The 23,848-nt window shown below is 59.5% G+C and carries 18 protein-coding genes and 1 riboswitch; of the genes, 13 read left to right on the top strand and 5 right to left on the bottom strand.

Features of this window, described 5'->3' with window-relative positions; genetic code table 11:
• Positions 1 to 140: 140 nt before the first annotated feature.
• Positions 141 to 340: riboswitch (cobalamin riboswitch) on the bottom strand.
• An 87-nt stretch (positions 341 to 427) separates the two neighbouring features.
• Complete coding sequence (locus tag RF819_RS10500; RefSeq protein WP_078364939.1) at positions 428 to 1,330, bottom strand: recombination-associated protein RdgC; 903 nt, start codon at positions 1,328 to 1,330, stop codon at positions 428 to 430.
• A gap of 189 nt (positions 1,331 to 1,519) precedes the next feature.
• Here RF819_RS10500 and RF819_RS10495 point away from each other — a divergent pair, with 189 nt between their 5' ends.
• Together RF819_RS10495 and RF819_RS10490 are read left to right on the top strand one after the other, a co-directional pair.
• Positions 1,520 to 2,047, top strand: coding sequence for a Spy/CpxP family protein refolding chaperone (locus RF819_RS10495; protein WP_143541673.1), 528 nt, complete (start codon positions 1,520 to 1,522; stop codon positions 2,045 to 2,047).
• A 268-nt stretch (positions 2,048 to 2,315) separates the two neighbouring features.
• The gene (locus RF819_RS10490; protein ID WP_180126019.1) at positions 2,316 to 2,528 is read left to right on the top strand and encodes a DUF2788 domain-containing protein; all 213 of its coding nucleotides are present in this window, start codon (positions 2,316 to 2,318) and stop codon (positions 2,526 to 2,528) included.
• 4 nt (positions 2,529 to 2,532) lie between these two features.
• On the opposite strand, the gene RF819_RS10485 is transcribed toward RF819_RS10490, so the two are convergent.
• On the bottom strand, positions 2,533 to 3,120 hold the full coding sequence (locus RF819_RS10485; RefSeq protein WP_338109570.1) for an NnrU family protein: 588 nt from the start codon (positions 3,118 to 3,120) through the stop codon (positions 2,533 to 2,535).
• 25 nt (positions 3,121 to 3,145) lie between these two features.
• Complete coding sequence (locus tag RF819_RS10480; RefSeq protein WP_078364936.1) at positions 3,146 to 4,735, bottom strand: sensor domain-containing diguanylate cyclase; 1,590 nt, start codon at positions 4,733 to 4,735, stop codon at positions 3,146 to 3,148.
• Positions 4,736 to 4,994: 259 nt separating this feature from the next.
• Between RF819_RS10480 and RF819_RS10475 the strand changes: the two genes are divergently transcribed.
• From RF819_RS10475 to RF819_RS21500, 11 genes are all read left to right on the top strand, one after another.
• On the top strand, positions 4,995 to 5,813 hold the full coding sequence (locus RF819_RS10475; RefSeq protein ID WP_078364935.1) for a shikimate 5-dehydrogenase: 819 nt from the start codon (positions 4,995 to 4,997) through the stop codon (positions 5,811 to 5,813).
• 225 nt (positions 5,814 to 6,038) lie between these two features.
• Positions 6,039 to 7,505: a sensor domain-containing diguanylate cyclase gene (locus tag RF819_RS10470; RefSeq protein WP_078364934.1), complete on the top strand. Its 1,467-nt coding sequence runs from the start codon at positions 6,039 to 6,041 to the stop codon at positions 7,503 to 7,505.
• Positions 7,506 to 7,696: 191 nt separating this feature from the next.
• Positions 7,697 to 8,479, top strand: a complete 783-nt coding sequence (locus tag RF819_RS10465; protein WP_078364933.1) for a DeoR/GlpR family DNA-binding transcription regulator — start codon at positions 7,697 to 7,699, stop codon at positions 8,477 to 8,479.
• A 261-nt stretch (positions 8,480 to 8,740) separates the two neighbouring features.
• The gene (adhE, locus tag RF819_RS10460; RefSeq protein ID WP_078364932.1) at positions 8,741 to 11,359 is read left to right on the top strand and encodes a bifunctional acetaldehyde-CoA/alcohol dehydrogenase; all 2,619 of its coding nucleotides are present in this window, start codon (positions 8,741 to 8,743) and stop codon (positions 11,357 to 11,359) included.
• Between the two features lie 182 nt (positions 11,360 to 11,541).
• Positions 11,542 to 13,182, top strand: a complete 1,641-nt coding sequence (gene gpmI / locus RF819_RS10455) for a 2,3-bisphosphoglycerate-independent phosphoglycerate mutase (RefSeq protein ID WP_078364931.1) — start codon at positions 11,542 to 11,544, stop codon at positions 13,180 to 13,182.
• 186 nt (positions 13,183 to 13,368) lie between these two features.
• Complete coding sequence (hsdR, locus tag RF819_RS10450; protein WP_078364930.1) at positions 13,369 to 15,846, top strand: EcoAI/FtnUII family type I restriction enzme subunit R; 2,478 nt, start codon at positions 13,369 to 13,371, stop codon at positions 15,844 to 15,846.
• A 136-nt stretch (positions 15,847 to 15,982) separates the two neighbouring features.
• A complete protein-coding gene (locus RF819_RS10445) occupies positions 15,983 to 17,161 on the top strand; it encodes an AAA family ATPase (protein ID WP_078364929.1) in 1,179 nt (392 codons plus the stop codon).
• A gap of 96 nt (positions 17,162 to 17,257) precedes the next feature.
• Positions 17,258 to 18,727, top strand: a complete 1,470-nt coding sequence (locus RF819_RS10440) for a type I restriction-modification system subunit M (RefSeq protein ID WP_078364928.1) — start codon at positions 17,258 to 17,260, stop codon at positions 18,725 to 18,727.
• A gap of 58 nt (positions 18,728 to 18,785) precedes the next feature.
• Complete coding sequence (locus RF819_RS10435) at positions 18,786 to 19,868, top strand: PDDEXK nuclease domain-containing protein (RefSeq protein ID WP_078364927.1); 1,083 nt, start codon at positions 18,786 to 18,788, stop codon at positions 19,866 to 19,868.
• Positions 19,869 to 19,886: 18 nt separating this feature from the next.
• On the top strand, positions 19,887 to 21,851 hold the full coding sequence (locus tag RF819_RS21505; RefSeq protein WP_078364926.1) for a restriction endonuclease subunit S: 1,965 nt from the start codon (positions 19,887 to 19,889) through the stop codon (positions 21,849 to 21,851).
• Positions 21,742 to 22,035: a DsrE/DsrF/TusD sulfur relay family protein gene (locus RF819_RS21500; protein ID WP_242473076.1), complete on the top strand. Its 294-nt coding sequence runs from the start codon at positions 21,742 to 21,744 to the stop codon at positions 22,033 to 22,035. The genes RF819_RS21505 and RF819_RS21500 overlap by 110 nt, the downstream gene beginning before the upstream one ends.
• A 22-nt stretch (positions 22,036 to 22,057) precedes the next feature.
• On the opposite strand, the gene RF819_RS10420 is transcribed toward RF819_RS21500, so the two are convergent.
• On the bottom strand, positions 22,058 to 22,549 hold the full coding sequence (locus RF819_RS10420) for a PIN domain-containing protein (RefSeq protein WP_078364924.1): 492 nt from the start codon (positions 22,547 to 22,549) through the stop codon (positions 22,058 to 22,060).
• Complete coding sequence (locus tag RF819_RS10415; RefSeq protein ID WP_078364923.1) at positions 22,546 to 23,604, bottom strand: helix-turn-helix domain-containing protein; 1,059 nt, start codon at positions 23,602 to 23,604, stop codon at positions 22,546 to 22,548. Before RF819_RS10415 ends, RF819_RS10420 begins: the two co-directional genes overlap by 4 nt.
• Positions 23,605 to 23,848 lie beyond the last annotated feature (244 nt).

The following is a 23,848-nucleotide window of genomic DNA, read 5'->3' as shown; positions in this document are numbered from 1 at the left end:
GCGGAGAGTCAAGAAGGTAGCGTTTGAGCGGGCCGCATCCGCCGCGCAGGAAAGCCAGCCAACAACAGCTGGACAACATGCTGCAACGGTGAACAAACACGCAACAACCTCTCGTCAGGGACACCCCGCCCCAGAAACATCAAAAAGGACATATTGAGGCAGGTCTCCTGGCTCTCGGTTCATCGCGTTTCACCCGCCTTCCCGGACGCATCCAGTGGCATGGTGTGGCGAAACGCTCGCCGATCACAGTTGCGGGGGCAGCTCCGGCATTCAGGTCAACAACCTGGCACCGGATTCCCTTTTGATCCCCTCTCGGGGAACCTTCAATAGCGTGGAGTCTAGCGTATAAATGTCACCAAACTGATCAAGAAACGCTAAATGTAGTGATTGGAAACGCCAACAGGCGCTCTGTCGGCATCACCAAGTCTCAGGCCACCGGCATTTCGCCACCCAGTGCCTCCAGCACATTGGGCAGCATTTTTTGCAGCTCACCGGTCGAGATGGCAACGTCGCCGTCAAAGTCATCGTCTTTTTTGTGGTTGGCGCTGCTCGACTCAAACACACCGTCCAGGAACGCGATCTTCTTCAGTTGCAAACCTTCGGTCAGCATGAAGGAGACACGTTCGTTCCAGGTCATGGCCAGGCGCGTGGGCATTTTGCCTTCGCGGATGTGTTGTTGAACCTCTTCGGTATCGAGCCGGTGGCGGGCGTAACGCACCACTGCTTTGGACTCGTCGGCGGCCTTGAGCTCACATTCGCGGTCGACGCTGAAACCTGCCGGGGCGTCCAGGCTCAGCAGCCACTCGGACATCGCCGCCACGGGCGAGACCTGGGTGGTGATCATCGTCACCGCAAAACCGGGCAGTGCCTGCACCAGCAGGGTCACCACCTCGTCGGCACGGGCCTGGCTGGCAGCGTCGATCACCAGCAGGTGGTTGTCGCGGTCGATCCACACCAGCACACTGGACTGCTTGGTGAACGCCATCGGCATCAGCTCCAGGCGGATGTCGTCCTTGAGGTCGCGGATTTCTTTCTTGCCGGGTTTGCGTCCGGTACTGGCCTCAATCTGTGCCACCCGCTCCTGCGCCTTGCGGTTGATCACCGAGGCGGGCAGGGCACGGGTCTCGACCATCAGCTTGACGATCCATTGGCCAGCCACGGCTTCCAGCAAGGGGCCGTTGGCCTGGCCGCGCGGCTCAATCCAGCCGATGGATTTTTCCTGGCTGGCGCCGCACTCGACATAACGCCCGGCCTGCAGGCTGGCTTCGACCTGCTCGGCGCTGCTGCTCCATGTGGCGTCAAGGCGGTACATGATGATATTTTTGAACACTGAAAATCCCTTTGTTCTGGAAAACTGAATTGGCTAACCCGCAATCATCCCATCAAATCCGGGGCCCAAGGTTCATGCAACTTTACATAGCTTGTTGCACGTGATATCGCTGGCTTACATGCGACGCAGATACTTCTTTTCACGCCGATGCCGCTTTCAGGTCAGAGGCTTAACCCAAAGGAAGTCATCATGAAAACGAATCTCAAACTCTCCCTGATTGCCGGTTTGCTGGCCGTGACCGGCGCGGTTTACGCCCAAGGCCCGATGGGTGGCCAGTGTGACCCGGCCATGGGTCCTGGCATGGGCATGCGGCATGACCGCATGGGCAAGATGGACCCGGCCCGTATGCAGGCCATGATGGAAAAACGTGACGCCGTGCTCAAGGCTCAACTCAAACTCACCCCGGCCCAGGAAGGCGCCTGGAAGAGTTTTGTGGATGCCAGAAAGCCTGCCGCCCCTGCTGCCAACCTGCAACGCCCTGACCCGGTCGAGATGGCCAAGCTGACCACGCCTGAGCGCCTGGACAAGATGAAAACCTTGCGTGAGGAACATCAGAAGGCCATGACCGCCGCCATGACCAAACACGACGAAGCCACCCGGACGTTTTATGCCGCGCTGACACCGGAGCAGCAAAAGGTGTTTGACGCAGTGGCCCTGCCAGGCCATGGACACGGTGACCGCAAGGGCTTCCGCCCGGCACCCGCTGCCAAACCCTGAGCTAGGTGACCGACGGGTTTGCAGCCATTTCTGAGAGACCACCGCGAGCGGCATGTGTCATGAGCACGTGCCGCTCGCGGTCTTTCTGGGTGGGCAAGGGCTTGCGGGCAGGCTTATGGCAACATGCTGCATTGGCCAGACAGCGCCGGACTTCAGTGACCCATACCATGCCCCATCACCCTTTCCCCAGCCAAACCACAGCGCCCCAGGCGGGTGTGATGCGCCAACCCGGCAACATGATCACCACTGACCATCGGGAGACACGCTGATGTGGGGCTTTACCGAAGAACAGATCAGCAACTTTGGCATGACCTTTGGCATCGGTGCCTTCATCCTCTACATGCTGTTCATCATTGGCCAGCTGGCCTGGGAGTCCAAGGCCGGCAAATTTGGCACCTTTGTGATGTTTCTCGGGCTGGCCTTTGGTTTTGTGGGGTTTGCCGCAAAGTACCTGATCCAGTACTTCATGGACATCAAATAAGGGCTTAACCGAAGGGCTTGATGCCAATCAGCAGGCCGTGTAGCCAGAACGCAAACACCAGCCAGGCGACCACACCCACCACCACGGTGATCAGGGTCGCGCTCAGCTTGGTGACTGGGGCCGAGGTTGGCGGGTTGCGCCGGTCACGTTGGCGTGCGGAGATGAAGTCCGCTACCGCCCAGGCCAGAAAACTGCCAAACAACACCAGGTGCCCGAGGTTGCCATTGGCCATCAAATGTGCCACGGCCCACAGTTTCACACCGGCCACCATCGGGTGGTAAACCCGCGCCTTGATGGCGTTGCCCGGCACATAGGCTGCGGCCAGCAAGATGAAGCCAAACAGGTTCAACAGCGAGGCCGCGTGGCGCATGCCCATGGGCGGAATCCAGATCCACACCGGCTCGTTGCGCACCAGGCCAAAGCCATAAATCACCAACACCAGGCCAGCCAGGGACAACACGGCATAAATGCCACGCCAGGCATCTGCGCCCCACTTTTGTTGTTGGCGTGTGCGCCAGTCGTCGGCATAGATGCGCACCGAGTGCACACCCAAAAACAAAATCAAACCCGCGATCAGGGTCAACATGGCCATGGTTCAGTCCTTAAAAAAATGGGGGTCAGGCGCCAAGCACCCGGTTTTTGCCGGCGCGTTTGGCCAGGTACATGGCCTGGTCGGCGCGTTTGATGGCCTGGGGTCCGGTTTCTCCGTGCGCCAGTTGCGCCACACCGGCGCTGAAGGTGATCAGCACCTTCTCGGTACCGGCCAGGAAAAAACGTTTGGTGAGTTCGCGCTGCAGCCGGGTCATGGCCTCAATGCCGTTGTCCAGCGGTGTGTCAGGCAGCAGGATGACAAATTCTTCACCACCGTAACGCGCCAGGGTGTCTTGTGGGCGCATCACCTCACGTGTCACGCTGGCCAGGTGGGTCAGTGCGGCATCACCCGCACCGTGGCCTAGGGTGTCGTTGAGTTTTTTGAAGTTGTCGATGTCGAGCAGTGCCATGCACAAAGGGGTGTCCTGCCGCTTGACCTTGGCCACTTCACGTGTCACCGCTTCTTCGAGGCCCTGGCGGTTGAGGGCGCCGGTGAGGGGGTCGTGGCGTGCCTGCGCGCTGACGCGGTCAAGCTCCTGGTGCAATTTGCTGATTTCGGCCTCGGTGGCTTCGGCGCGCTGTTTCATGGTCTGCAGCTCGTCGCGCGCGGCCTGGCTGTCCTTGGCCATGGTGCGGGTGGCTGCCACCATCTCCTTGAGTACCGGCGCAATGTCGGTGATGCTGCGGGCCTGCTCGATCAGCTTGGCGCTCTCCTCCAGCTGGCTGTGAAAACCGGTGGTGGACTGCGACATGGCAGCCAGACGCTCGATGAAGGTGGCCAGCATCTGGCGCATCTCTTCCTGCGCCTGGACCGCCAGGCTTTTGGCTTCGGTCTGTTTGAAGATCACGTCTTTGAGGCGGGCCTCCACATCGTCCAGGCGGCGCAGCGTCAGTGGCGGCACACAGGCGGCTTTCACCGCATCCACCTGACCTTTGAGCCAGCTGTCGTCCAGGCTCAGATGGCTGATGTTGTCGATGACCAGGTGCAGCAGCTTGAGCAGCACCGTCTTGATCTCGGCCTGGTCTTCGGCGGCAAAGGACAGGCGGTGGCTGTATTGCCCAATCGCCTGTTTGACCGCCACCACATCCGCGCCGGGGTCACGCAAGGACTTGAGCAGGGTCTGGGTCTGCTCCGCAAAACGGTCATCGTCCTGACCCAGCGCGGGCAACGCGAACTCGATCAAACGCGCGATCTGGCCCAGAAAATCGGCCGTCAGTGCCGGGGCGCTGACACTGGCGGGGGCTGGGGTGACTTCAATGCCCAAGGGCACAGGCAGCGTGGACGCGCCTGTCGACACACCGCCCGGCGCCTTGGCTGGCTCGGGTGCCGGGGGGCTGAAACCACCATAGGCCATCAGTGCGTTCTTGACCCCGTCCCAGTTGAGCTGGTTGATCGACGACTCGAGCAAACCCCGCTGCCTTTGCTGGCCCGGTGTTTTGGTGGGCAGGGCCAGCGCAATGTCACGCAGGCGGTCCACCGGAAACGGTGGCTCCATCGGCAGCTGCGCGATCTCGCTGTAGATCTTCTGGTAGTTCAAGGGGGTGGGCGCCAGCTTGCGCAAGCTCAGTTGCTTGAGCGTTTCCCGTGCAACCTCGAACGGTGTTTTCTCAGCCATGGCATCCTAACTATAAATTCAGTAGCTATCAGCCCTTATAAAATAAGGGCTAGAGGCATTAAATACCTTTAACGGCACAACAACACGCCGCATGGCGATCTTAGGTAGCAAAGACCGGGATGTCTTTGTGGGACATCAACACAGCGCATGGCCGCCCATCTTCTGTCAATTTTAGTTGTCATGCCGTCTATCAGAACGGGGTGTTTGGCACACCCTAAACTAGAACCCACGCCCGCTTTGATGAAATGGCCATCCGCTCATGACACGACAGATCAACAAGGACACCATCGTTTGTATGTCTCTGGCCGCGCGCCCGAGCAACTTTGGCACCCGTTTCCACAATTTTCTCTACGAGGCGCTGGGCCTGGACTACCTCTACAAAGCCTTCACCACCACCGATCTGGCCGGCGCCATCGGTGGGGTGCGGGCGCTGGGCATCCGAGGTTGTGCGATCTCGATGCCCTTCAAAGAGGCCTGCATCCCGATGGTGGATGAGCTCGACGCCTCGGCCAAAGCCATCGACTCCGTCAACACCCTTGTCAACACAGCGGGCCATCTCAAAGCCTACAACACCGATTACATCGCCATCAGCAAACTGCTGGCCCAGCACCAGGTGCCAACGGATCTGGTGTTTGCGCTGCGCGGCAGCGGTGGCATGGCCAAGGCCGTGGCCTGCGCCCTGAAAGACGCGGGTTTCAAGAACGGTTTCATTGTGGCCAGAAACGAGGTGGCCGGGCGGCAGTTGGCCGATGTGTATGGGTTTGCGTGGCGACCCGACATGGCGCAGGTGCAGGCCCAGCTGCTGATCAATGTCACTCCCATCGGCATGGCTGGTGGGGCGGAGGCGTCCTCCCTGGCTTTTACCGAGTCGGCGATTAAAAGCGCCCAGGTGGTGTTTGATGTGGTGGCCCTGCCCGCAGACACGCCTCTGATCCGTTACGCCCAGGCCCAGGGCAAACCCGTCATCACCGGTACCGAGGTGTTTGCCATTCAGGCGGTGGAGCAGTTTGTGCTGTACACCGGGATACGGCCGAGTGAGGCCCTGTTCCAACAAGCGGCCGCCTTCGCCCGTGGCTGAGTGGGTGGGCCGGCCCAGCAGCGGGCGCAGGCCTTAACCCCGCAGGCCCACAAAAGCTCAGCGGCACGTAAACTCGTCCGCCTGTTCGCGCAGGGAATACAGGGTGGCCAAGCAGTGATTGCGCCAACTTGAACCTGCCTTTGGTGACCGTTGTCAGTGGGTACGCTTGGCACAACACCTCCGAGGCGTCCCCTCTTTGGCCCCATCACTTTCGACCTGACAAGCATGACACCTCTACGCGGCACCGATCGCAGCAAACTGATGGCACTGGTCTGCCTGCTGCTGTGCTGTGGCTTCCTGGCCACCACGCTGATCAGCTACTTTTCCTCGCGTGGCGCTATTCGCTCGGCGATCATCGACACCGAACTGCCGCTGACCTCGGACAACGTCTATTCTGAAATCCAGCGTGATCTGGTGCGCCCGGTACTGATCTCTTCGATGATGTCGCGTGACACCTTTTTGCGCGACTGGATCATTGAGGGTGAGGGCGACGTCCGGCAGATGACGCGTTACCTCAAGGAGGTGATGTCGCACTACGGCGCTTTCACCGCTTTTTTTGTCTCCGACGCCAGCAAAACCTACTACCACGCCGACGGTGTCCTGAAACACGTGGCACCTGAGGAGCCGCGCGACGCCTGGTATTTCCGGGTGCGCCAGATGAAAGAGCCCTACGAGATCAATGTTGACCCCGATTTGGCCAACCGTGACAAGCTCACCATCTTCATCAACTACCGGGTGCTGGACTACCAGGGCCAGTACATCGGTGCCACCGGCGTGGGGCTGACGGTGGATGCGGTGGTGGCCATCATCCAGGACTACCAACGGCGTTTTGGTCGCACCATCTACTTTGCCAACAGCGACGGCGACATTGTGCTGGCCGGGCGTAGCAAGGAAGGTGGCGAGCAAAGGCGCAACATCCGCGACATCCCCGGCCTGCGGGATCTGGCCGACACCATCCTGGCCAGCAAGGGCGGCAGCTTCGAGTACGAGAGTGCTGACATTCACCACTTTGTCAATGTGCGCTACATCCCCGAGCTCAAGTGGCAGCTGTTTGTGGTGAAAGACGACAAACTGGCGGTCTCCAATGTGCAACGTGCGCTCTACTTCAACCTGCTGGTCTGTGCCTGTGTCACGCTGCTGGTGCTGACGCTGCTCTACATCAGCTTCAACCGCTACAACAAGGCGCTCGAAGAGATGGCTGCCACCGACAGCCTGACAGGGCTGGCCAACCGGCATGCCCTTGAACTGTTGCTGGAGCAGGCGATGCGCGAGGCCACACGGCAAAACTCGCCGCTGACCGCCATCCTGTTTGACATCGACCATTTCAAGGCGCTCAACGACAGCCTGGGCCACCTGGCGGGTGACCGCGTATTGCGCCATCTGGGTCAGCTGTTACAAACCAACCTGCGCACCTCTGACATCGCCTGCCGTTGGGGCGGTGAAGAGTTTTTGATTGTGCTCAAGGACACCCCCATGGAGGTGGCGCTGAAAGTGGCCGAGACCCTGCGCCTGCGTATTGCAGAGATGCCGGCTGCCCCCAATGAAGCCATTCAGATCAGTGCCGGGGTGGTGGCGTGGCAGGTCGGCGAATCGATCACGGCCTTGCTCGAGCGTGCTGACGTGCAACTCTACCGCGCCAAAGCGGCGGGCCGCAACACCGTCTGCAGCGACACCACGGCCACCACCAGCTGAGCGCTGGGCTGGCGCATCACCGCTGAGATGCCCAGCCGCAAACATACTCAAGCCACGGACGCTGCCCGCACAGGTGGCCGAATCGGCCATTTTTGGTGATAATTCGCGGGTGTTCGAATTTGTGAGACTTTTCTGCAACACGAACATTTTCAAACTTATCAAGCAGCCACCAAACTGCAGGAAGAGACACCATGGCTGAGCATCTGGCCGACCATCGCCAAGAATTGATCATGTCGGTACTTTCGGCCCGAGGTGAGTGCCGAACCAAACAGCTGGCAGCGCAGTTCCAGTCGTCTGAAATGACCCTGCGCCGTGATCTGGCCGAGCTGGAGAAGCGTGGCCTGCTGCGCCGGGTCCATGGCGGCGCGGTACTGCTCAACCGGGATGTGGACTTTGTCCAGCGCCGTGACCTTGGCCAGGCACAAAAGCAGTGGGTCGGGCGAGCGGCCACACGTCTGCTCAAAAGTGGCCAGACGGTGTATCTGGACGCGGGCACCACCGCCTGCGAAATGGCCCGCGCCATTGCCCAGGGCCTGCCCGAGGTCAGTGATCTGTCCATCGTGACCCACGGCATCAGCATCGCTGGTGAACTGGCGGGCCGCACGCCGTATCAGCTGCAGCTCATTGGTGGTGACATCTACCAGAACGCACTGAGCACGGTGGGCCCCGTGGCCCTGGCACAAATTGCGAACCTCAACATCGACGTGTTCTTCCTGGCCCCGGGTGCGGTCGACAGCCACGCTGGCTGGACCAACTCCAACCTGATCGAGGCCACGGTCAAGCGCGCGGTGGTGGCGCGCAGCAAGACGGTGGTGTCCATCTGTGACAGCGCCAAATGGGGGCAAGAGTCTTTTGCCACCATCGTGCCTCTCGAAGGAGTCAGCCGCTGGGTGGTGGACCGCGGCCTGCCGCCTGACGGCGTGGCAGCAGCCAAGGCCGCCGGCATCACCCTCTGTTACGCCGAAGGTTTGTGAAACGGAGCCCTTGGCCCAAAGCACTTCAAAAACTATTTTCAAATGTTCGTATGTGTTCGTTAATGTGTGTAAAATGACCATACTCAAACTAATAGCACACACCAAACAAACAGAGTGAGGTAGGTGTTGTTGGCTCATGCAAGGCCTTGTTCATCCATCGGTATGCCAAGATCACTTGCGCGTTTTTGAGAAAACCCTCGCGCTGTCCGACGTGTTTTGGGGGTGGCAGCGAGTGACTAACTTCAGTTTTGGAGAATCAAGATGGCTGTGACGAACAAGGAAGAACTCTACGCACTGGTGGCGCGGGTCAAGAAGGCGCAAGCACTGTTTGCGACTTTCACGCAGGAAAAAGTGGATGCCATTTTCCGCAACGCAGCGCTGGCTGCCACCGACGCGCGGATCCCGCTGGCCAAGCTCGCTGTGCAGGAAACCGGCATGGGTGTGCTCGAAGACAAGGTGATCAAAAACCACTTTTCGTCAGAGTACATCTACAACAAGTACAAGGATGAGAAGACCTGCGGCATCCTGTCTGAAGACGACAACTTCGGCACCATCACGATTGCCGAACCCATTGGCATCCTGTGCGGCATTGTCCCCACCACCAACCCCACCTCCACCGCCATCTTCAAGGCGCTGATCGCGCTCAAGACACGTAACGGCATCATCTTCTCGCCCCACCCACGTGCCCGCAGGTCTACCTGCGAAGCAGCACGTCTGGTGTTGGAGGCCGCTGTGGCAGCGGGTGCACCGGCCGACATCATTGGCTGGATCGACGAACCCACCGTGGACTTGTCCAACGAGCTGATGCGCCATCCAGACATCAACCTGATCCTGGCCACCGGCGGCCCAGCCATGGTGCGTGCGGCTTATTCCTCCGGCAAACCCGCCATTGGTGTGGGTGCGGGCAACACCCCGGCCGTGATTGATGAGACCGCTGACATCAAACGTGCGGTGGCCTCCATCCTGATGTCCAAAACCTTCGACAACGGCGTGGTCTGTGCGTCCGAGCAGTCGGTCATCATTGTGGAACAGGCCTACCAGGCGGTGCGTGAACGTTTTGCCAAACATGGCGGCTACATCCTGAGCCAGGAAGAAACCGAAGCCGTGCGCAAGGTCATCCTCAAGAACGGCTCACTCAACAGCGCCATCGTGGGGCAATCGGCGATCACGATTGCGGCCATGGCTGGCGTCACCGTGCCCGGTTACACCAAGGTGCTCATTGGTGAAGTCACCGATGTGTCAACCAATGAAGCCTTTGCCCACGAAAAACTCTCACCCATGTTGGCCATGTACAAGGCCACAGATTTTGTTGATGCTTGCAGCAAAGCAGCAGCCTTGGTGGCCATGGGTGGCATTGGCCACACCTCTTCGCTCTACACCGACCAGGATTTGCAGGGTGACCGCATCGCCTACTTTGGCGACAAGATGAAGACCGCCCGTATCCTTATCAACACACCGTCCTCACACGGTGGTATTGGTGACCTCTACAACTTCAACCTGGCGCCGTCCCTGACTCTGGGCTGTGGTTCTTGGGGTGGCAACTCGATTTCCGAGAACGTCGGACCCAAGCACCTGATCAACAAGAAAACCGTCGCCAAGAGGGCCGAGAACATGTTGTGGCACAAACTCCCCAAATCCATCTACTTCCGTCGCGGCTGCCTGCCGATTGCCCTGGAAGACCTGGCAGACCGCAAGCGTTGCCTGATCGTGACCGACCGCTATCTTTTTGAGAACGGTTATGTGGATGACACCGTGCGCATCCTCAAGAAACAAGGCCTGGAAGTGGAGTGTTTCCACGAAGTGGCCGCTGACCCGACCCTGGCGGTGGTGCGCAAGTGCCTGTCGATGGCCAACGCCTTCCAGCCTGATGTGATCCTGGCGCTCGGCGGTGGCTCACCGATGGACGCGGCCAAGATCATGTGGGTGATGTACGAACATCCGGAAGTCCAGTTTGAAGACCTGGCGCTGCGTTTCATGGACATCCGCAAACGCATCTACAAGTTCCCCAAGATGGGCCTCAAGGCCATGATGGTCGCGGTGCCAACCACCTCCGGTACCGGCTCCGAAGTGACCCCGTTTGCCGTGGTGACCGATGAAGTGACCGGTGTGAAGTACCCGATTGCCGACTACGAACTCACCCCCAACATCGCCATCGTGGATGCCAACCTGGTCATGAACATGCCCAAGTCACTCACCGCTGTGGGTGGTATCGACGCGGTGACCCATGCGCTGGAAGCTTATGTGTCGGTGATGGCGAACGAGTACTCTGATGCACAAGCCTTGCAGGCCCTCAAGCTGCTCAAGGACTACCTGCCAGCCTCGTTCATCAACGGTGCCAACGATCCGAAAGCGCGTGAACAAGTCCACAACGCGTCGTGTATCGCCGGTATCGCGTTTGCCAACGCCTTCCTCGGTGTGTGCCACTCGATGGCGCACAAGCTGGGTGCCGAGTTCCATCTGGCCCACGGCCTGGCCAATGCCTTGTTGATCTCGAACGTCATCCGTTACAACGCCGCTGACATCCCGACCAAACAAACCGCCTTCAGCCAGTACGACCGGCCCAAGGGTGTGGAGCGTTATGCCCAGATCGCCAAACACCTTGGCCTGGAAGCCACCAGCGACCACGACCACGTTGAGAAACTGGTGGAATGGGTCGATGGCCTGAAGAAAGTGTTGGGCATTCCTGCCTCCATCCAGGCCGCCGGTGTCAACGAAGCCGAATTCCTGGCCAAGGTGGACAGCCTGGCAGAAGCCGCGTTTGATGACCAGTGCACCGGCGCCAACCCGCGCTTCCCGCTGATCAGCGAACTCAAGGAACTGCTGATCCACAGCTACTATGGCAACGCCTACCGCGAGGTGTATGAGTCTGAGGCGGAATAAGCAAGACTTCAGCGCAAGCGACGCGCCCTGACCGAGAACTCCCCTCGCCTGCCAAGGCGCGGGGAGTCTTGCGTTGTGTACCCCGCTTGTTTTTTTAACCCGATGGCCAGCGATAAACTGGCCTGGCCCGGGATGCGTCGCAAAATCGAGGCATCCACCGAACTTTTACTTCAGAACCCACCATGCTTCAAAAATTTTCTGCCTTCCCCGGCGTGCCCGGCCCCGTTGTTGTCATCGTCATGGACGGTTACGGCATCCCCAAACTCGAAGTAGGCAGCGCCATTGCCGCCGCCAACAAGCCCACCTTGGACCGCCTGTTTGCTGAATGCTCCCACATCAGCCTGCGCGCCCACGGCACAGCTGTGGGCATGCCGTCCGATGACGACATGGGCAACTCCGAAGTCGGCCACAACGCCATCGGCGCCGGACAGGTCTACAGCCAGGGCGCTGCGTTGGTGGCCAACGCCATTGCCGACGGATCGATCTGGCAAGGGGAAGCCTGGCAACAGATCGTGGCTGGTGCCAAGGCCGGCCGGGGTGTGGTGCACTTCATGGGCCTGTTTTCTGACGGCAATGTGCACAGCCACATCGACCACCTGAAGGCCATGGTGGCCCAGGCCAAGCTCGAAGGTGTCAAAACCGTGCGTATCCACGCCATGTTGGACGGGCGCGACGTGCCCGAAACCAGCGCGCTCGACTATGTGGTGCCGTTTGAAGCCTTTCTGGCCGAACTCAGCACCGATGGTTTTGACGCCCGCATTGCCTCCGGCGGTGGCCGCCAGAACATCACCATGGACCGTTACGACGCCAACTGGCCGATGGTCGAAAAGGGCTGGAAAACCCATGTGCTGGGCCAGGGCCCGCAGTTTGCCAACGCCACCGCCGCCGTGAATGGCCTGCGCGCCAGCTACCCCGGCACCATCGACCAGGATCTGCCCGAGTTTGTCATTGCCGAGAACGGCCAGCCCATTGGCACCATCGAAGACGGTGACTCTGTCGTCTTCTACAACTTCCGTGGTGACCGCGCCATTGAAATCACCCGTGCTTTTGTTGAGCAGGCGTTCAGCCGCTTTGACCGCGTGCGTACCCCCAAGGTGACCTATGCCGGCATGCTGCAGTACGACGGCGACCTGAAACTGCCCGAGCGTTTTCTGGTGACCCCGCCCGCCATCCGCGACACCTCGGGCGAGTGGTTCAGCCAGGCTGGTTTGGCCCAGTTTGCGTGTTCCGAAACCCAGAAGTTTGGCCACGTCACCTACTTCTGGAACGGCAACCGCTCCAACAAGTTTGAGGGCGAAACCTGGCAAGAAGTGCCCAGCGACGTGGTGCCGTTTGAGCAACGCCCCTGGATGAAGTCGGCCGAAATCGCCGACGCCATGATCGCCGCCATCCAAAGCGGCCAGTACAAGCTGCTGCGCTGCAACTTTGCCAACGGCGACATGGTCGGCCACACCGGCAACTTCCGCGCCGCCACCATGGCTGTCGAAGCCGTTGACCTGGCCCTGGCGCGCCTGCTGCCAGTCATTGAAGCCGCTGGCGGCGTCGCGCTGATCACCGCCGACCACGGCAACGCCGACGAGATGTACGAGCTCGACAAAAAGACCAAGCAGCCATCCTTGAACAAGGACGGCTCTTACAAGGCCAAGACTGCCCACACCTTGAACCCGGTGCCGCTGATCCTGTTTGACAAGGTCACCGGTGGCAAGCTGGCGCTGAACCAAACCCCGACGGCCGGCTTGTCCAACATTGCCGCCACCGTGGCCAACCTGGCAGGTCTGGAAAAACACGCCAAGTGGGACGAGAGCCTGTTGCAGGTGAAGTGATCACGCAGCCTGCCCAAGCGGCAGGCTGTTGAGCAGGCCAGGCCGTCCGGTTGGACGGCTGCTCGGGCCAAGAAAGAAGCGCCAGGCCCAGCCAGGCCGGGCTGCCTGAGTGGCAAAATCGTCCACTGAACCACCGCTGAGAATCCCCAGTGGGTGACCGCAACCAATCAGGGACGATTCGGCGGCATGGACAAAAAATCACTCTCCGAGAGCGACATCTGCGACAAGTTCGTGCGTCCGGCTTTGGTGCAGGCAGGCTGGCACACGCTGGACCAGATCTACGCGCAATACCCCTTGCGCGACGGCCGCGTGGTGGTGCGTGGCAAAACCGCCCGTCGCGACCAAAACACGGTGCTGCGCGCCGACTACGCGCTGTTTTTCAAAGCCAATATCCCGCTGGCCGTGGTCGAGGTCAAACAAGCCCGGCTATCCGTCAATGCGGGCATGCAGCAGGCCATCCAATACGCCCAGTTGCTCGATGTGCCCTTCAGTTTTGCCAGCAATGGCGAGGGTTTTGTCTTTCGTGACGCGACTTGTGCCACCGGCGTGCTGGAGCAAACCATTGGCCTGGACGAATTTCCCAGCCCGCAAGAACTGTGGCGTCGTTACTGCGCCTGGAAAGGCTGGGCACCTGCGGTGCAGCGTGTGGCCGAAACCCCTTACGCCCCTGCCAAGGTACCGCGTTATTACCAGCTGACGGCCATCAACCGCACGGTCGAAGCCATTGCCGCCGGGCAGCACCGGGTGCTGCTGGTCATGGCCACCGGCACCGGCAAAACCTACACCGCGTTCCAGATCATTCACCGGCTCTGGAAGTCCGACTGGCGTGCCGACAAGGCCAAAGGCCAAAAGCGCATCCTGTTCCTGGCCGACCGCAACATCCTGGTTGACCAGACCATGGTCAACGACTTCCGGCCCTTCAAGGGCGCCATGGCCAAACTCAGCCCCAATGCCAAGGGCATTGAGCGGGTCGATGCGCAAGGCCATGTCACGGTGGAAGACATCGACTTGGCCGTCAACAAGAGCACCAAAGAAGTCAACAAGTCGTACGAGATTTACCTCTCGCTGTACCAGGCCGTCAGCGGCACGGATGAAGACAGCAACATCTACAAACAGTTCAGCCCCGATTTTTTCGACCTGATCGTGGTGGACGAATGCCACCGCGGCAGCGCCGCCGAAGACTCGGCCTGGCGCGAAATCCTCTCCTATTTCAGCAGCGCCGCGCAGATCGGCCTGACCGCCACACCCAAAGAAACCAAAGACATCTCCAACAGCGACTACTTTGGTGAGCCGCTCTACACCTACAGCCTCAAACAAGGCATTGAAGACGGCTACCTGGCACCCTACAAAGTCATCCGTGTCGACCTGGACAAAGACACCTTTGGCTGGCGCCCCACCGACGGCATGACCGACAAACTCGGCCACTTGATCGAAGACCGTATCTACACCGGCCCCGACATGAACCGCAAGCTGGTGCTGGAAAAACGCGACGAAGTGGTGGCGACCAAAATCACCGAGTACCTCAAAGCCACTGACCGTTACGCCAAAACCATCGTCTTTTGTGAAGACATCGACCACGCCGCGCGCATGCGCCAGGCGCTGAGCAATGCCAATGCCGACCTCTGCGCCACCCAGCCCAACTACGTGGTGCAGATCACCGGCGACAACCCGCAGGGCAAAGCCCAGCTCGACAACTTCATCGACCCCGAGAAGCTTTACCCAGTGATCGCCACCACCTCGCGCCTGATGAGCACCGGTGTCGACGCGCAGACCTGCAAACTCATCGTGCTGGACCAGAACATCCAGTCTATGACCCTGTTCAAGCAGATCATTGGCCGGGGCACCCGCCTGCGTGAGGATTTGGGCAAAACCTGGTTCACCATCCTTGACTTCAAACGCGCCACCGACAACTTTGCCGACCCCGCCTTTGACGGTGAGCCGGTGCAGATTTACGAACCCCAAGCTGGTGAGCCGATCAACCCGCCCGAACTTGTAGCCCCCGCGCTGCCCGCAGAAGGTGTTGACCCGGCTGGGGCGGCTGCGCCCAACGACCCGCTGGGCCCCTTTGCCCCCGGCGACACGGACGAACCCAAAAAATACATCGTGGGCGGTATGGTCACGGTGGCCGTGGCGCGTGAGCGGGTGCAGTACCTCAACGCCCAAGGCAAACTCATCACCGAGAGCCTGCGTGACTACACCCGCATCAACCTGACCAAACGTTTTGACTCACTCGACCAGTTCCTGCAAGCTTGGAGCGACGCCGAACGCAAAGCCGCCCTGATCTCCGAGCTGGAAAACCAAGGTGTGCTGATCGACGCGCTGGCCGAAGAACTGGCAAGCAGCGGCCTGACCAACCTCGACCCGTTTGACCTGTTACTCCACGTGGCCTACAACCAGCCGCCGATCACCCGGCGCGAGCGGGCCAGCCGCGTCAAAAAGCGCAACCTGTTCACCCAGTACGGCCCGGTGGCGCGCAAGGTGCTGGACGCTTTGCTCGACAAATACGCTGATGAGGGCATCACCACCATCGAGAGCAACGACGTGTTCAAGGTCCAGCCCTTCACCCAAATGGGCAGCGCCAGCGAACTCATCCACAGTTTTGGCGGGCGGGCCCAGTACCTGGGCGCCCTGGCGACGCTGGAGCAGGCGCTGTATGCAGCCTGAATACGCTATAAATAAAATAGTAGACAGCTCTTATTCAATAAGGGCTACAGCGCTGTTTGATACCTATTTTTGGTGAAATATCTATTTTTATCTTGTTGTAGATAAAATATCTTTATCTTGATAAGCTTGGATAATCATGCTGTACTACCCGCGCACCAACCTCGCTTCAGACTTGGCCAACGCCCTGCAAGGCAAAGCGGCTTTCAGCGACGCGCCCAATGGCTTGTTCCTGGCGGCACCCCGGCGCACAGGTAAATCCACTTTTTTGCAGTCTGACCTCAGCCCTGAGTTGGCGCGGCGGCAGGTGGTGGTGGTCTATGTGGACTTGTGGGCCGACCAAAAGCGCGACCCCGGCAGCCTGATTGCCGAGGCCGTAGGTCGGGCACTTGTCAAGGAGCTGGGTCTGGTGGCTAAAACCGCCAAGTCGGCCGGTCTGGAGAGCATCAACGTGGGTGGCATCAAGATCGACACCACAAAAATAGGTCGCGTTGACGGCACCACGCTGACCGATGCGTTGCGCGCCTTGGTTGAAACTGCCAAACACCCGGTGGCGCTGATCATTGACGAAGCCCAGCACGCCCTCACCAGCGAGGCCGGTGAAACCGCCATGGCCGCGCTCAAGTCCGCCCGCGACCAGCTCAATCGCCCCGGCCAGGTCAAACTCATGCTGATCATGTCGGGCTCGGACCGCGACAAACTCCTGCGTCTGGTCAATACCAACGCCGCGCCGTTTTACGGCTCACAAATCCAGCGCATGCCCGAGCTGGGGCCTGACTTCATCGCCCACATAGCCCAGATCATCACCCAGCAGCGGTCTGATCTGGCGGACGTCAATACCGCCAAACTGCACGAAGCCTTTGTTTTGTATGGCCAGCGCCCCCAGTTTTTCATGGAGGCGCTGGGCCAAGTGCTCAGCCCCCTGGCCACCCACACGGGTCGATTTGAAGATGCTTTGTTGGCCCAGGCGGCGCAGCAGCAGCAAAACGACGAGGCCCAGATGGCCAGCGACTACACCGCCCTCAAACCCATCGAACAAGCCGTGTTGTGGCGCATGCTCGAGCTGGGCACGCGCTTTCGCCCCTACGACGCAGAGGCCCTGCAGTTTTACAACGACAAAACCGGCGACAAGATCACCCCGGCCAAAGCCCAAAAAGCGCTCGAAGGTCTGCGCGCCCGCCAGCCCAGCCTGATCTGGAAATCTGCCCGCAGCGAATACGCCGTGGAAGATGCCGCCATGCTGCGTTGGTATGCCCAGCGTGTGGCCGCTGGCACTTGGCCACCCGTCGGGCCACAACTTGACTGGCTGGACGAGTGACTTGCCACAGCCACCAAACGCTATTTATTAAATAGCTACTAGCCCTTTTTATAAAAGGGCTAGAGCCCGATTTTTCATATAAAACCACAACAACCCATGTCCAACCTTTCCAGCGTCATCAAATCCATCCAGGACGTGATGCGCCAAGACAGCGGCGTCGACGGCGACGCGCAACGTATCTCGCAACTCACCTGGCTCTTGTTCCTCAAAGTGTTTGACGCGCTCGAAGAAGAGCTGGAACTCACCCGCGACCACTACCAAAGCCCCATTCCCGAATCCATGCGCTGGCGCAACTGGGCGCAGGACGCCGAGGGCATGACCGGCGACGTGCTGCTGAGTTTTGTCAACAATGAACTCTTTGCCACGCTCAAAAGCCTCAGCGGTGACTCCCGGCGCAACCCGCGTGGCTACGTGGTGCGGGGTGTGTTTGAAGACGCCTACAACTACATGAAAAGTGGCCACCTGCTGCGCCAGGTGATCAACAAGCTCAACACCATCAACTTCAACCGCCAGGCCGAGCGGCACCAGTTCAACGACCTGTACGAAAAAATCCTCAAAGATTTGCAAAGCGCTGGCAACGCGGGCGAGTTCTACACCCCACGCGCCGTCACCCAGTTCATGGTCGACATGGTCAACCCGCGCCTGGGTGAAAAGGTGCTCGACCCCGCCACCGGCACCGGCGGCTTCTTGGTCTGCGCCATCGAACACCTGCGCCAGCAAGTCCACAACACCGAGCAAGAGGCGGTGCTGCAAAACAGCATCATCGGCGTCGAGAAAAAGCAGCTGCCCCACATGTTGTGTGTCACCAACCTGATGCTGCACGGCATCGAGGTGCCCAGCCTCATCCAGCACGGCAACACCCTGGCCCGCCCGCTGCGCGAAGTCACCCAGGCCGACCGCGTGGACGTGGTGCTCACCAACCCGCCCTTTGGCGGCGTCGAAGAGCCGGGCATCGAGCAAGGCTTCCCGGCCGACGTACGCACCAAAGAAACCGCGGATTTGTTCCTGGTGCTCATCAAACACATCCTCAAAACCCATGGCCGCGCCGCCTTGGTGCTGCCTGACGGCACCTTGTTTGGTGAAGGTGTCAAAACCCGCATCAAGGAACAGCTGCTGAGTGAGTGCAACCTACACACCATCGTGCGCCTGCCCAACGGCGTGTTTGCGCCCTACACCGGCATCAAGACCAACCTGCTGTTTTTCACCAAAGGCACCCCGACCCAAGACGTCTGGTATTACGAGCACCCGTACCCGGCGGGCGTCAAGACCTACAACAAGACCAAACCCATCCGTATCGAAGAGTTTGACGCCGAAAAAGCCTGGTGGGGCAACGAGGCAGACGGCTTTGCCGCACGCGTTGAAAACGAACGCGCCTGGAAGGTCAGCATTGCGCAGATCAAGGCCGCCAACTACAACCTGGACCAGAAAAACCCCCACGCGGTCGATGCGGTCAGCCACGACCCGGCGCAGCTGCTGGCCGACTACAACCGCCTGCAAGCCGAGGCCCAGGCGCTGCGCGATGAGTTGCGCAATATTTTGTCCAAATCGCTCTCTGGCCCTTATTGAATATGGGCATGTTGCTATCAAACCTGAGTGAATCTCCGCTTGCAAAGAAGGTCTTGTCATGAAGAAACAAAGCACCGACTTAAGCGCCAGCACGGGCGCACCCGTGGTCAATTCGGCAGAAACGCTGTACGCCCAAATTCAAGGCGTTCTCCAGCAAGCCCGCCAGCAAGCCAAGCGCAGCGTCAACCAGGCCATGGTGCAGGCCTATTGGCAGGTGGGCAGGTTGATCGTGGAACATGAACAGGGTGGGCAAGATCGCGCCGCTTATGGTGCGCAAACCTTGCAAGTTCTGGCGCAGCGCTTGACGGCGGAGTTTGGTAGCGGCTTTGCTGTACAAAGTTTGCGCAATTACCGCCAGTTCTATCAGACCTTTCCTCACAACGAGATTCGCTCCACGCCGTGGAGCGAATTGGGGTGGTCGCACATCAAAGCCATCATGCGCGTGCCAGACCCAGCCGCCCGCCAGTGGTATGCGCTTGAGGCCGTCAGCCAAACCTGGAGCGTGGCGGCGCTTGACCGACAGATCAGCACCCTGTATTACCAGCGCCTCCTCTCCAGCCAGGATCAGGACGGTGTCAAAGCCGAAGCCAGCGCCCTGATCCAGCGCGATGCACCACTCAGCCCGCGCGACTTCATTCGCGACCCCTACATTCTGGAGTTTCTGGACGGCCAACCGCAGGCCAGCTGGTACGAAAAAGACATGGAGCAAGGCCTGCTTGACCAGTTGCAAAAGTTCTTGCTGGAGCTGGGCAAAGGCTTCGCCTTTGTAGCCCGCCAGCGCCACCTGCGCATTGAGGGCGAAGACGCCTTTGTCGATCTGGTCTTTTACAACTACATCCTCAAATGTTTTGTGCTCATCGAGCTGAAAGTCGGCAAGCTCAGCCACCAAGACGTGGGTCAACTCGACATGTACGTGCGCGTGTTTGACGAACAAGTGCGCCAGCCGGGCGACAACCCCACCATCGGGCTGATCCTGTGTTCCGAACGCAACGAGGCCGTGGCCCGTTACTCCCTGCTGGCGGGCAGCGAGCAAATTTTTGCCAGCCGCTACCAGCCCTGGCTGCCCACCGAGGCCGAGCTACAAGCCGAGCTGACCCGTGATCGGGCGCTGCTTGAAAATACAAGAGAAATTGGCCTCTAGCCCTCATAAAACAAGCGCATGTTGCTATTAAATATAAATCTACTGGCCACTGCTCCCGGTGGTGTGGCGCGGCTACGCGAGCTGATCCTGACGCTGGCGGTGCAGGGCAAACTGGTGCCGCAAGACCCGGGTGACGAGCCTGCGAGTGAACTGCTGAAAAAGATTCGGGTGGAGAAAGACCGGTTGATTGCGGCGGGCAAGATCAAGCGGGACAAGCCGCTGGCGGAGATCACGGAGGAGGAAAAGCCGTTTGGGTTGCCGGTGGGGTGGAAGTGGGCAAGGTTTGGCGATCTGGCTCTAATTTCCAGTGGTGTCACCTTGGGCCGAAAAACACTCATCGCCTCGCCCCTCTTGTTGCCTTACCTGCGCGTAGCCAATGTGCAGCGCTGGCACCTGAAACTAAGCTCGATAAAAAACGTGGTAATTGACAGCTCCGAGCTAGACCGGTTTCAACTGGTCAGCGGTGATTTGTTGATTACTGAAGGTGGCGACTGGGACAAAGTTGGGCGTACCGCAATCTGGCGTGACGAGTTGCCAACGTGCTTGCATCAGAACCATGTTTTCAAAGTGCGTGGCACCAGCGCCGAATGGAATCCGCAATGGGCGCAACTTTTTCTGAACTCGCCTGTTGCCCGTGCCTATTTCGCATTCTCGGCAAAGCAGACGACCAACCTGGCTTCGATCAACATGACCGAGTTGAAGCATTGTGTGTTCCCGCTGCCGCCCCTCGCCGAACAATCCCGCATCGTTACCCGCGTCGAAGAACTCATGCGGCTGTGTGACGCGCTCGAAGTCAAAGGCCAGCTTGAAGCCGCGCAGCACGCCCAACTCGTTGCCACCCTGCTCGGCGCGCTCACCGACAGCGACACCCCCGCACAACTGGCCGAGAACTGGCAACGAGTGGCCTGCTACTTCGACCTGCTGCTCGACCGCCCTCAAGCCGTGGATGCGCTGGAGCAAACCATCCTGCAACTCGCCGTGCGCGGCCTGCTCGTCCCCCAAGACCCGCAAGACGAACCCGCCAGCGCCCTGCTGCAAAAAATCCGCGCCGAAAAAGACCAACTCATCGCCCAAGGCAAGATCAAACGCGACAAACCCCTGCCACCAGTTGCCGAGGATGAACAGCCGTTTGCCTTGCCTCCGGGGTGGTGTTGGGCGCGGTTTCCGGAACTTGGAGAGTTTGGTCGAGGCAAGTCCAAGCACCGACCACGCAACGATCCTGCCTTATTCAATCCACCGAAGTACCCACTCATCCAAACCGGAGAGGTTTCGCGCGCCAAGGGCGTTGTTCAGGAAGTCCACTCTTACTACAGCGACCTTGGGCTTGAACAAAGTCGAATGTGGCCGAAGGGAACGCTGTGCATCACGATCGCAGCCAATATTGCGGAATCGGCCACCCTCGGTTTCGACAGTTGCTTCCCAGACAGCGTCGTAGGCTTTGTGCCTGCGCGTGCAATGGGCAATGTCGAGTATTTCTTGCTATTTGTAGAAACGGCAAAAGCTGACTTGCTCGCATTTGCCCCTGCTACTGCTCAGAAGAACATCAACCTCGAAATTCTTAGTTCGCTACTCATTCCGCTCCCGCCACTGAACGAATTGGCCCGCATCGTCACCCGCGTCACCCAGTTGCGTCACCTGTGCGCCGAGTTACGCGCCCGCCTGGCCGCCAGCCAATCCACCCAAGCCCAGCTGGCCGAGGCGCTGGTGGACAGTGTTGATTCTGGTGTGCCCGTCCTTGCGCAGAAGACACCAGCTTTTGCCCAAGCATCCGAGGCCACACTTCTGGGCCCCGCAACTCTGGAGGAACACCATGCAAAACATCCTCATCATCGTTCACGCAGCACCTTATGGCAGCGAGCGCTGTCTTTCGGCCCTGCGGTTAGCTACAGCGTTGGTCGGGCGGGACGGCGATCGGCCCGAGCTTCGTCTGTTTTTGATGTCCGACGCGGTCGTGGCCGGTTTGCCCAACCAGGTGGACGGTAGTGGCAACGGCCTGCAGGGCCTGATGGAACTGCTGGTGAATGAGGGTGTGCCCATCAAGCTGTGCCGCACCTGCGCCCTGGCGCGTGGCCTGGCAGAGCTGCCGCTGAGTCCCGGCGTCAGCATTGGCACCCTGCCGGAACTGGCCGACTGGACGCTGCAAGCGGACAAGGTGATCACGTTCTGATCGCGGCCCGCATCTGCGGGTTTCAGGTTTGCCAGTCTCTTAGCCTGGCCTGGCATTCGGTGGGGGGCAGGCGTGCGCCAAGATCCAGCATGCTTTTGAGCCCAAGTGCGGCGGCATGGCGTGAAGTCACTTGGTATGCCACCAGTTGGTCCAGCAGCCACAACGCACCATGCACCTGCAAGCCGTCATGTACGGCCTGCTTGCGCAGGCGCCCGTCACCCGTGAGCAACGGATGGCCGGTTTCCTGTGCCAGCAAGTAGCACGACACATCTGCCAAAGAGCTGTTGTTGTGCGCGGTCATCAGGCCAAACAATCGGGCAGTTGCGCGTTCGTCAAGGCCATGCACCAAGAGACCGCGCTGGCGCAGCGCTTGCGGGTCAAAATCTTGCAGCTCTGACAGTACAAAGTCAGTGCAGCAGAGTTGAAAAGGCAGGTCAAACAGCGCGTCGAGCAGGTCCGCATTGCGGAAGTCGATCCAAATATTGGTGTCGCTGATATAGACCTGTTGTGTCATGCGGTTTCTGGCAGACGGTTTAGCGCCGGGTCCAGCTCATCCACTCGACACTGCATGAATTCCGCCGCGCGCGAGGGGCTGAACAGGTCAGAGGCCAGACCGCGAAACACCAAAGACTCAAAGCGCCGCGGCTGTTCTGCACGCAGCGGTTCAGGTTCCGCGCTGCGCCAACCATTGCGACTGAATTCAATGAACGCATGGCTGTAGCCCGCATCGGTGAGCAGATGCAGATCTTTCAGGCGCCGCAACGCCAATTGCATGGAGACACCATAACGGCGCTTGGCATTGAGCAGTTCCACGGGGTAGACGCGGGAGCGCTTGTGTGAGCCAAAGTCCAACAAAACCTTGTCAGAAGGGTAAAGGAAAGCACCCGCAAAGCGATGGCAAGCAGTTTCTTTGTCGGCCTCACTCATGCCATCTGGGAACGCCATGACCCAGTGGCCTAGTTCGTGGGCTGCGGTAAAGCGCATGCGTTCGCCTGGGCGGTTGCGGTTGAGCGCTATCAGTACATGCTTCTCGTCGTCGGTGGCGGCGCAGGCGCCGTCAAAGTCGGCCACACCGTCAAGCAATGCCACTTTGATGCCGTGTTCTTCCAGCAGGTCGGTGAGGTTCGCAACGGCATCGTTGCCAATTTGCAGACGGTCGCGCAAGCGCTGTGCAGCAACTTCGGCCTCGTCAATGCCTTTGATCGGCAAAGAGCGTGGAGGCAACTGTTGTACCAGGCCGTCGGTTACGTCGAAACAGCCCTCCAGTGCCACGTACCGCTCCAGGTGCTCGCGCATCTGCTCCGCCACCTGTTGCTGACGGTAATTGGGCATCTTTGCGAGCTTGCGGAACTCCAGCGGCCCAAGTTCAACCGCATCGGTCCTGAAAAAATACTCCGGCTTTACGCCAAGCGCTTTGGATAGTTGCAGGATGCGGGTCGAATTGGGTGCACTTTCACCCTTTTCGAATTTGCTCAAACCCTGCTTGGAAATGTCGCCGAGGCGCTGTGCAAGAACTTCAAGAGTGAGGCCCCGCAGCACGCGCGCTCGACGGATACGATCATGAATCATCGTGACCTCCTAGTTGACAAGTCTCTGATAATATCAAATTTTGTCAACCGTTGCATTTATCGCAATCGCTGTAGCTAGACCCGTAACATGAGATTTCAGCTCTTAAAAAAACAAAGACTTACGCAAGGGGTGGATGCAAAAGTTGAGACGACGGGAAGCATATGTTGAGACTCCATAGCACACCAAGTTTTCATTCTACTTAACGTCCCTGACCCCAAACCCCATCGCCCATGACTTCAGCAAG

Source organism: Rhodoferax fermentans (assembly GCF_002017865.1).
GTDB classification, from domain to species: domain Bacteria; phylum Pseudomonadota; class Gammaproteobacteria; order Burkholderiales; family Burkholderiaceae_C; genus Rhodoferax; species Rhodoferax fermentans.
Note: the sequence above shows the minus strand (reverse complement) of the source record. Positions and strands in the feature narration are given on the sequence as shown.

Bases quoted from the DNA above. Each gene is read 5' to 3' on its own strand.
- RF819_RS10495 (WP_143541673.1), top strand. From the start codon at position 1,520: ATGAAAACGAATCTCAAACTCTCCCTGATTGCCGGTTTGCTGGCCGTG.
- RF819_RS10490 (WP_180126019.1), top strand. From the start codon at position 2,316: ATGTGGGGCTTTACCGAAGAACAGATCAGCAACTTTGGCATGACCTTT.
- RF819_RS10485 (WP_338109570.1), bottom strand. From the start codon at position 3,120: ATGGCCATGTTGACCCTGATCGCGGGTTTGATTTTGTTTTTGGGTGTG.
- RF819_RS10480 (WP_078364936.1), bottom strand. From the start codon at position 4,735: ATGGCTGAGAAAACACCGTTCGAGGTTGCACGGGAAACGCTCAAGCAA.
- RF819_RS10475 (WP_078364935.1), top strand. From the start codon at position 4,995: ATGACACGACAGATCAACAAGGACACCATCGTTTGTATGTCTCTGGCC.
- RF819_RS10470 (WP_078364934.1), top strand. From the start codon at position 6,039: ATGACACCTCTACGCGGCACCGATCGCAGCAAACTGATGGCACTGGTC.
- RF819_RS10465 (WP_078364933.1), top strand. From the start codon at position 7,697: ATGGCTGAGCATCTGGCCGACCATCGCCAAGAATTGATCATGTCGGTA.
- adhE (WP_078364932.1), top strand. From the start codon at position 8,741: ATGGCTGTGACGAACAAGGAAGAACTCTACGCACTGGTGGCGCGGGTC.
- gpmI (WP_078364931.1), top strand. From the start codon at position 11,542: ATGCTTCAAAAATTTTCTGCCTTCCCCGGCGTGCCCGGCCCCGTTGTT.
- hsdR (WP_078364930.1), top strand. From the start codon at position 13,369: ATGGACAAAAAATCACTCTCCGAGAGCGACATCTGCGACAAGTTCGTG.
- RF819_RS10445 (WP_078364929.1), top strand. From the start codon at position 15,983: ATGCTGTACTACCCGCGCACCAACCTCGCTTCAGACTTGGCCAACGCC.
- RF819_RS10440 (WP_078364928.1), top strand. From the start codon at position 17,258: ATGTCCAACCTTTCCAGCGTCATCAAATCCATCCAGGACGTGATGCGC.
- RF819_RS10435 (WP_078364927.1), top strand. From the start codon at position 18,786: ATGAAGAAACAAAGCACCGACTTAAGCGCCAGCACGGGCGCACCCGTG.
- RF819_RS21505 (WP_078364926.1), top strand. From the start codon at position 19,887: ATGTTGCTATTAAATATAAATCTACTGGCCACTGCTCCCGGTGGTGTG.
- RF819_RS10420 (WP_078364924.1), bottom strand. From the start codon at position 22,549: ATGACACAACAGGTCTATATCAGCGACACCAATATTTGGATCGACTTC.
- RF819_RS10415 (WP_078364923.1), bottom strand. From the start codon at position 23,604: ATGATTCATGATCGTATCCGTCGAGCGCGCGTGCTGCGGGGCCTCACT.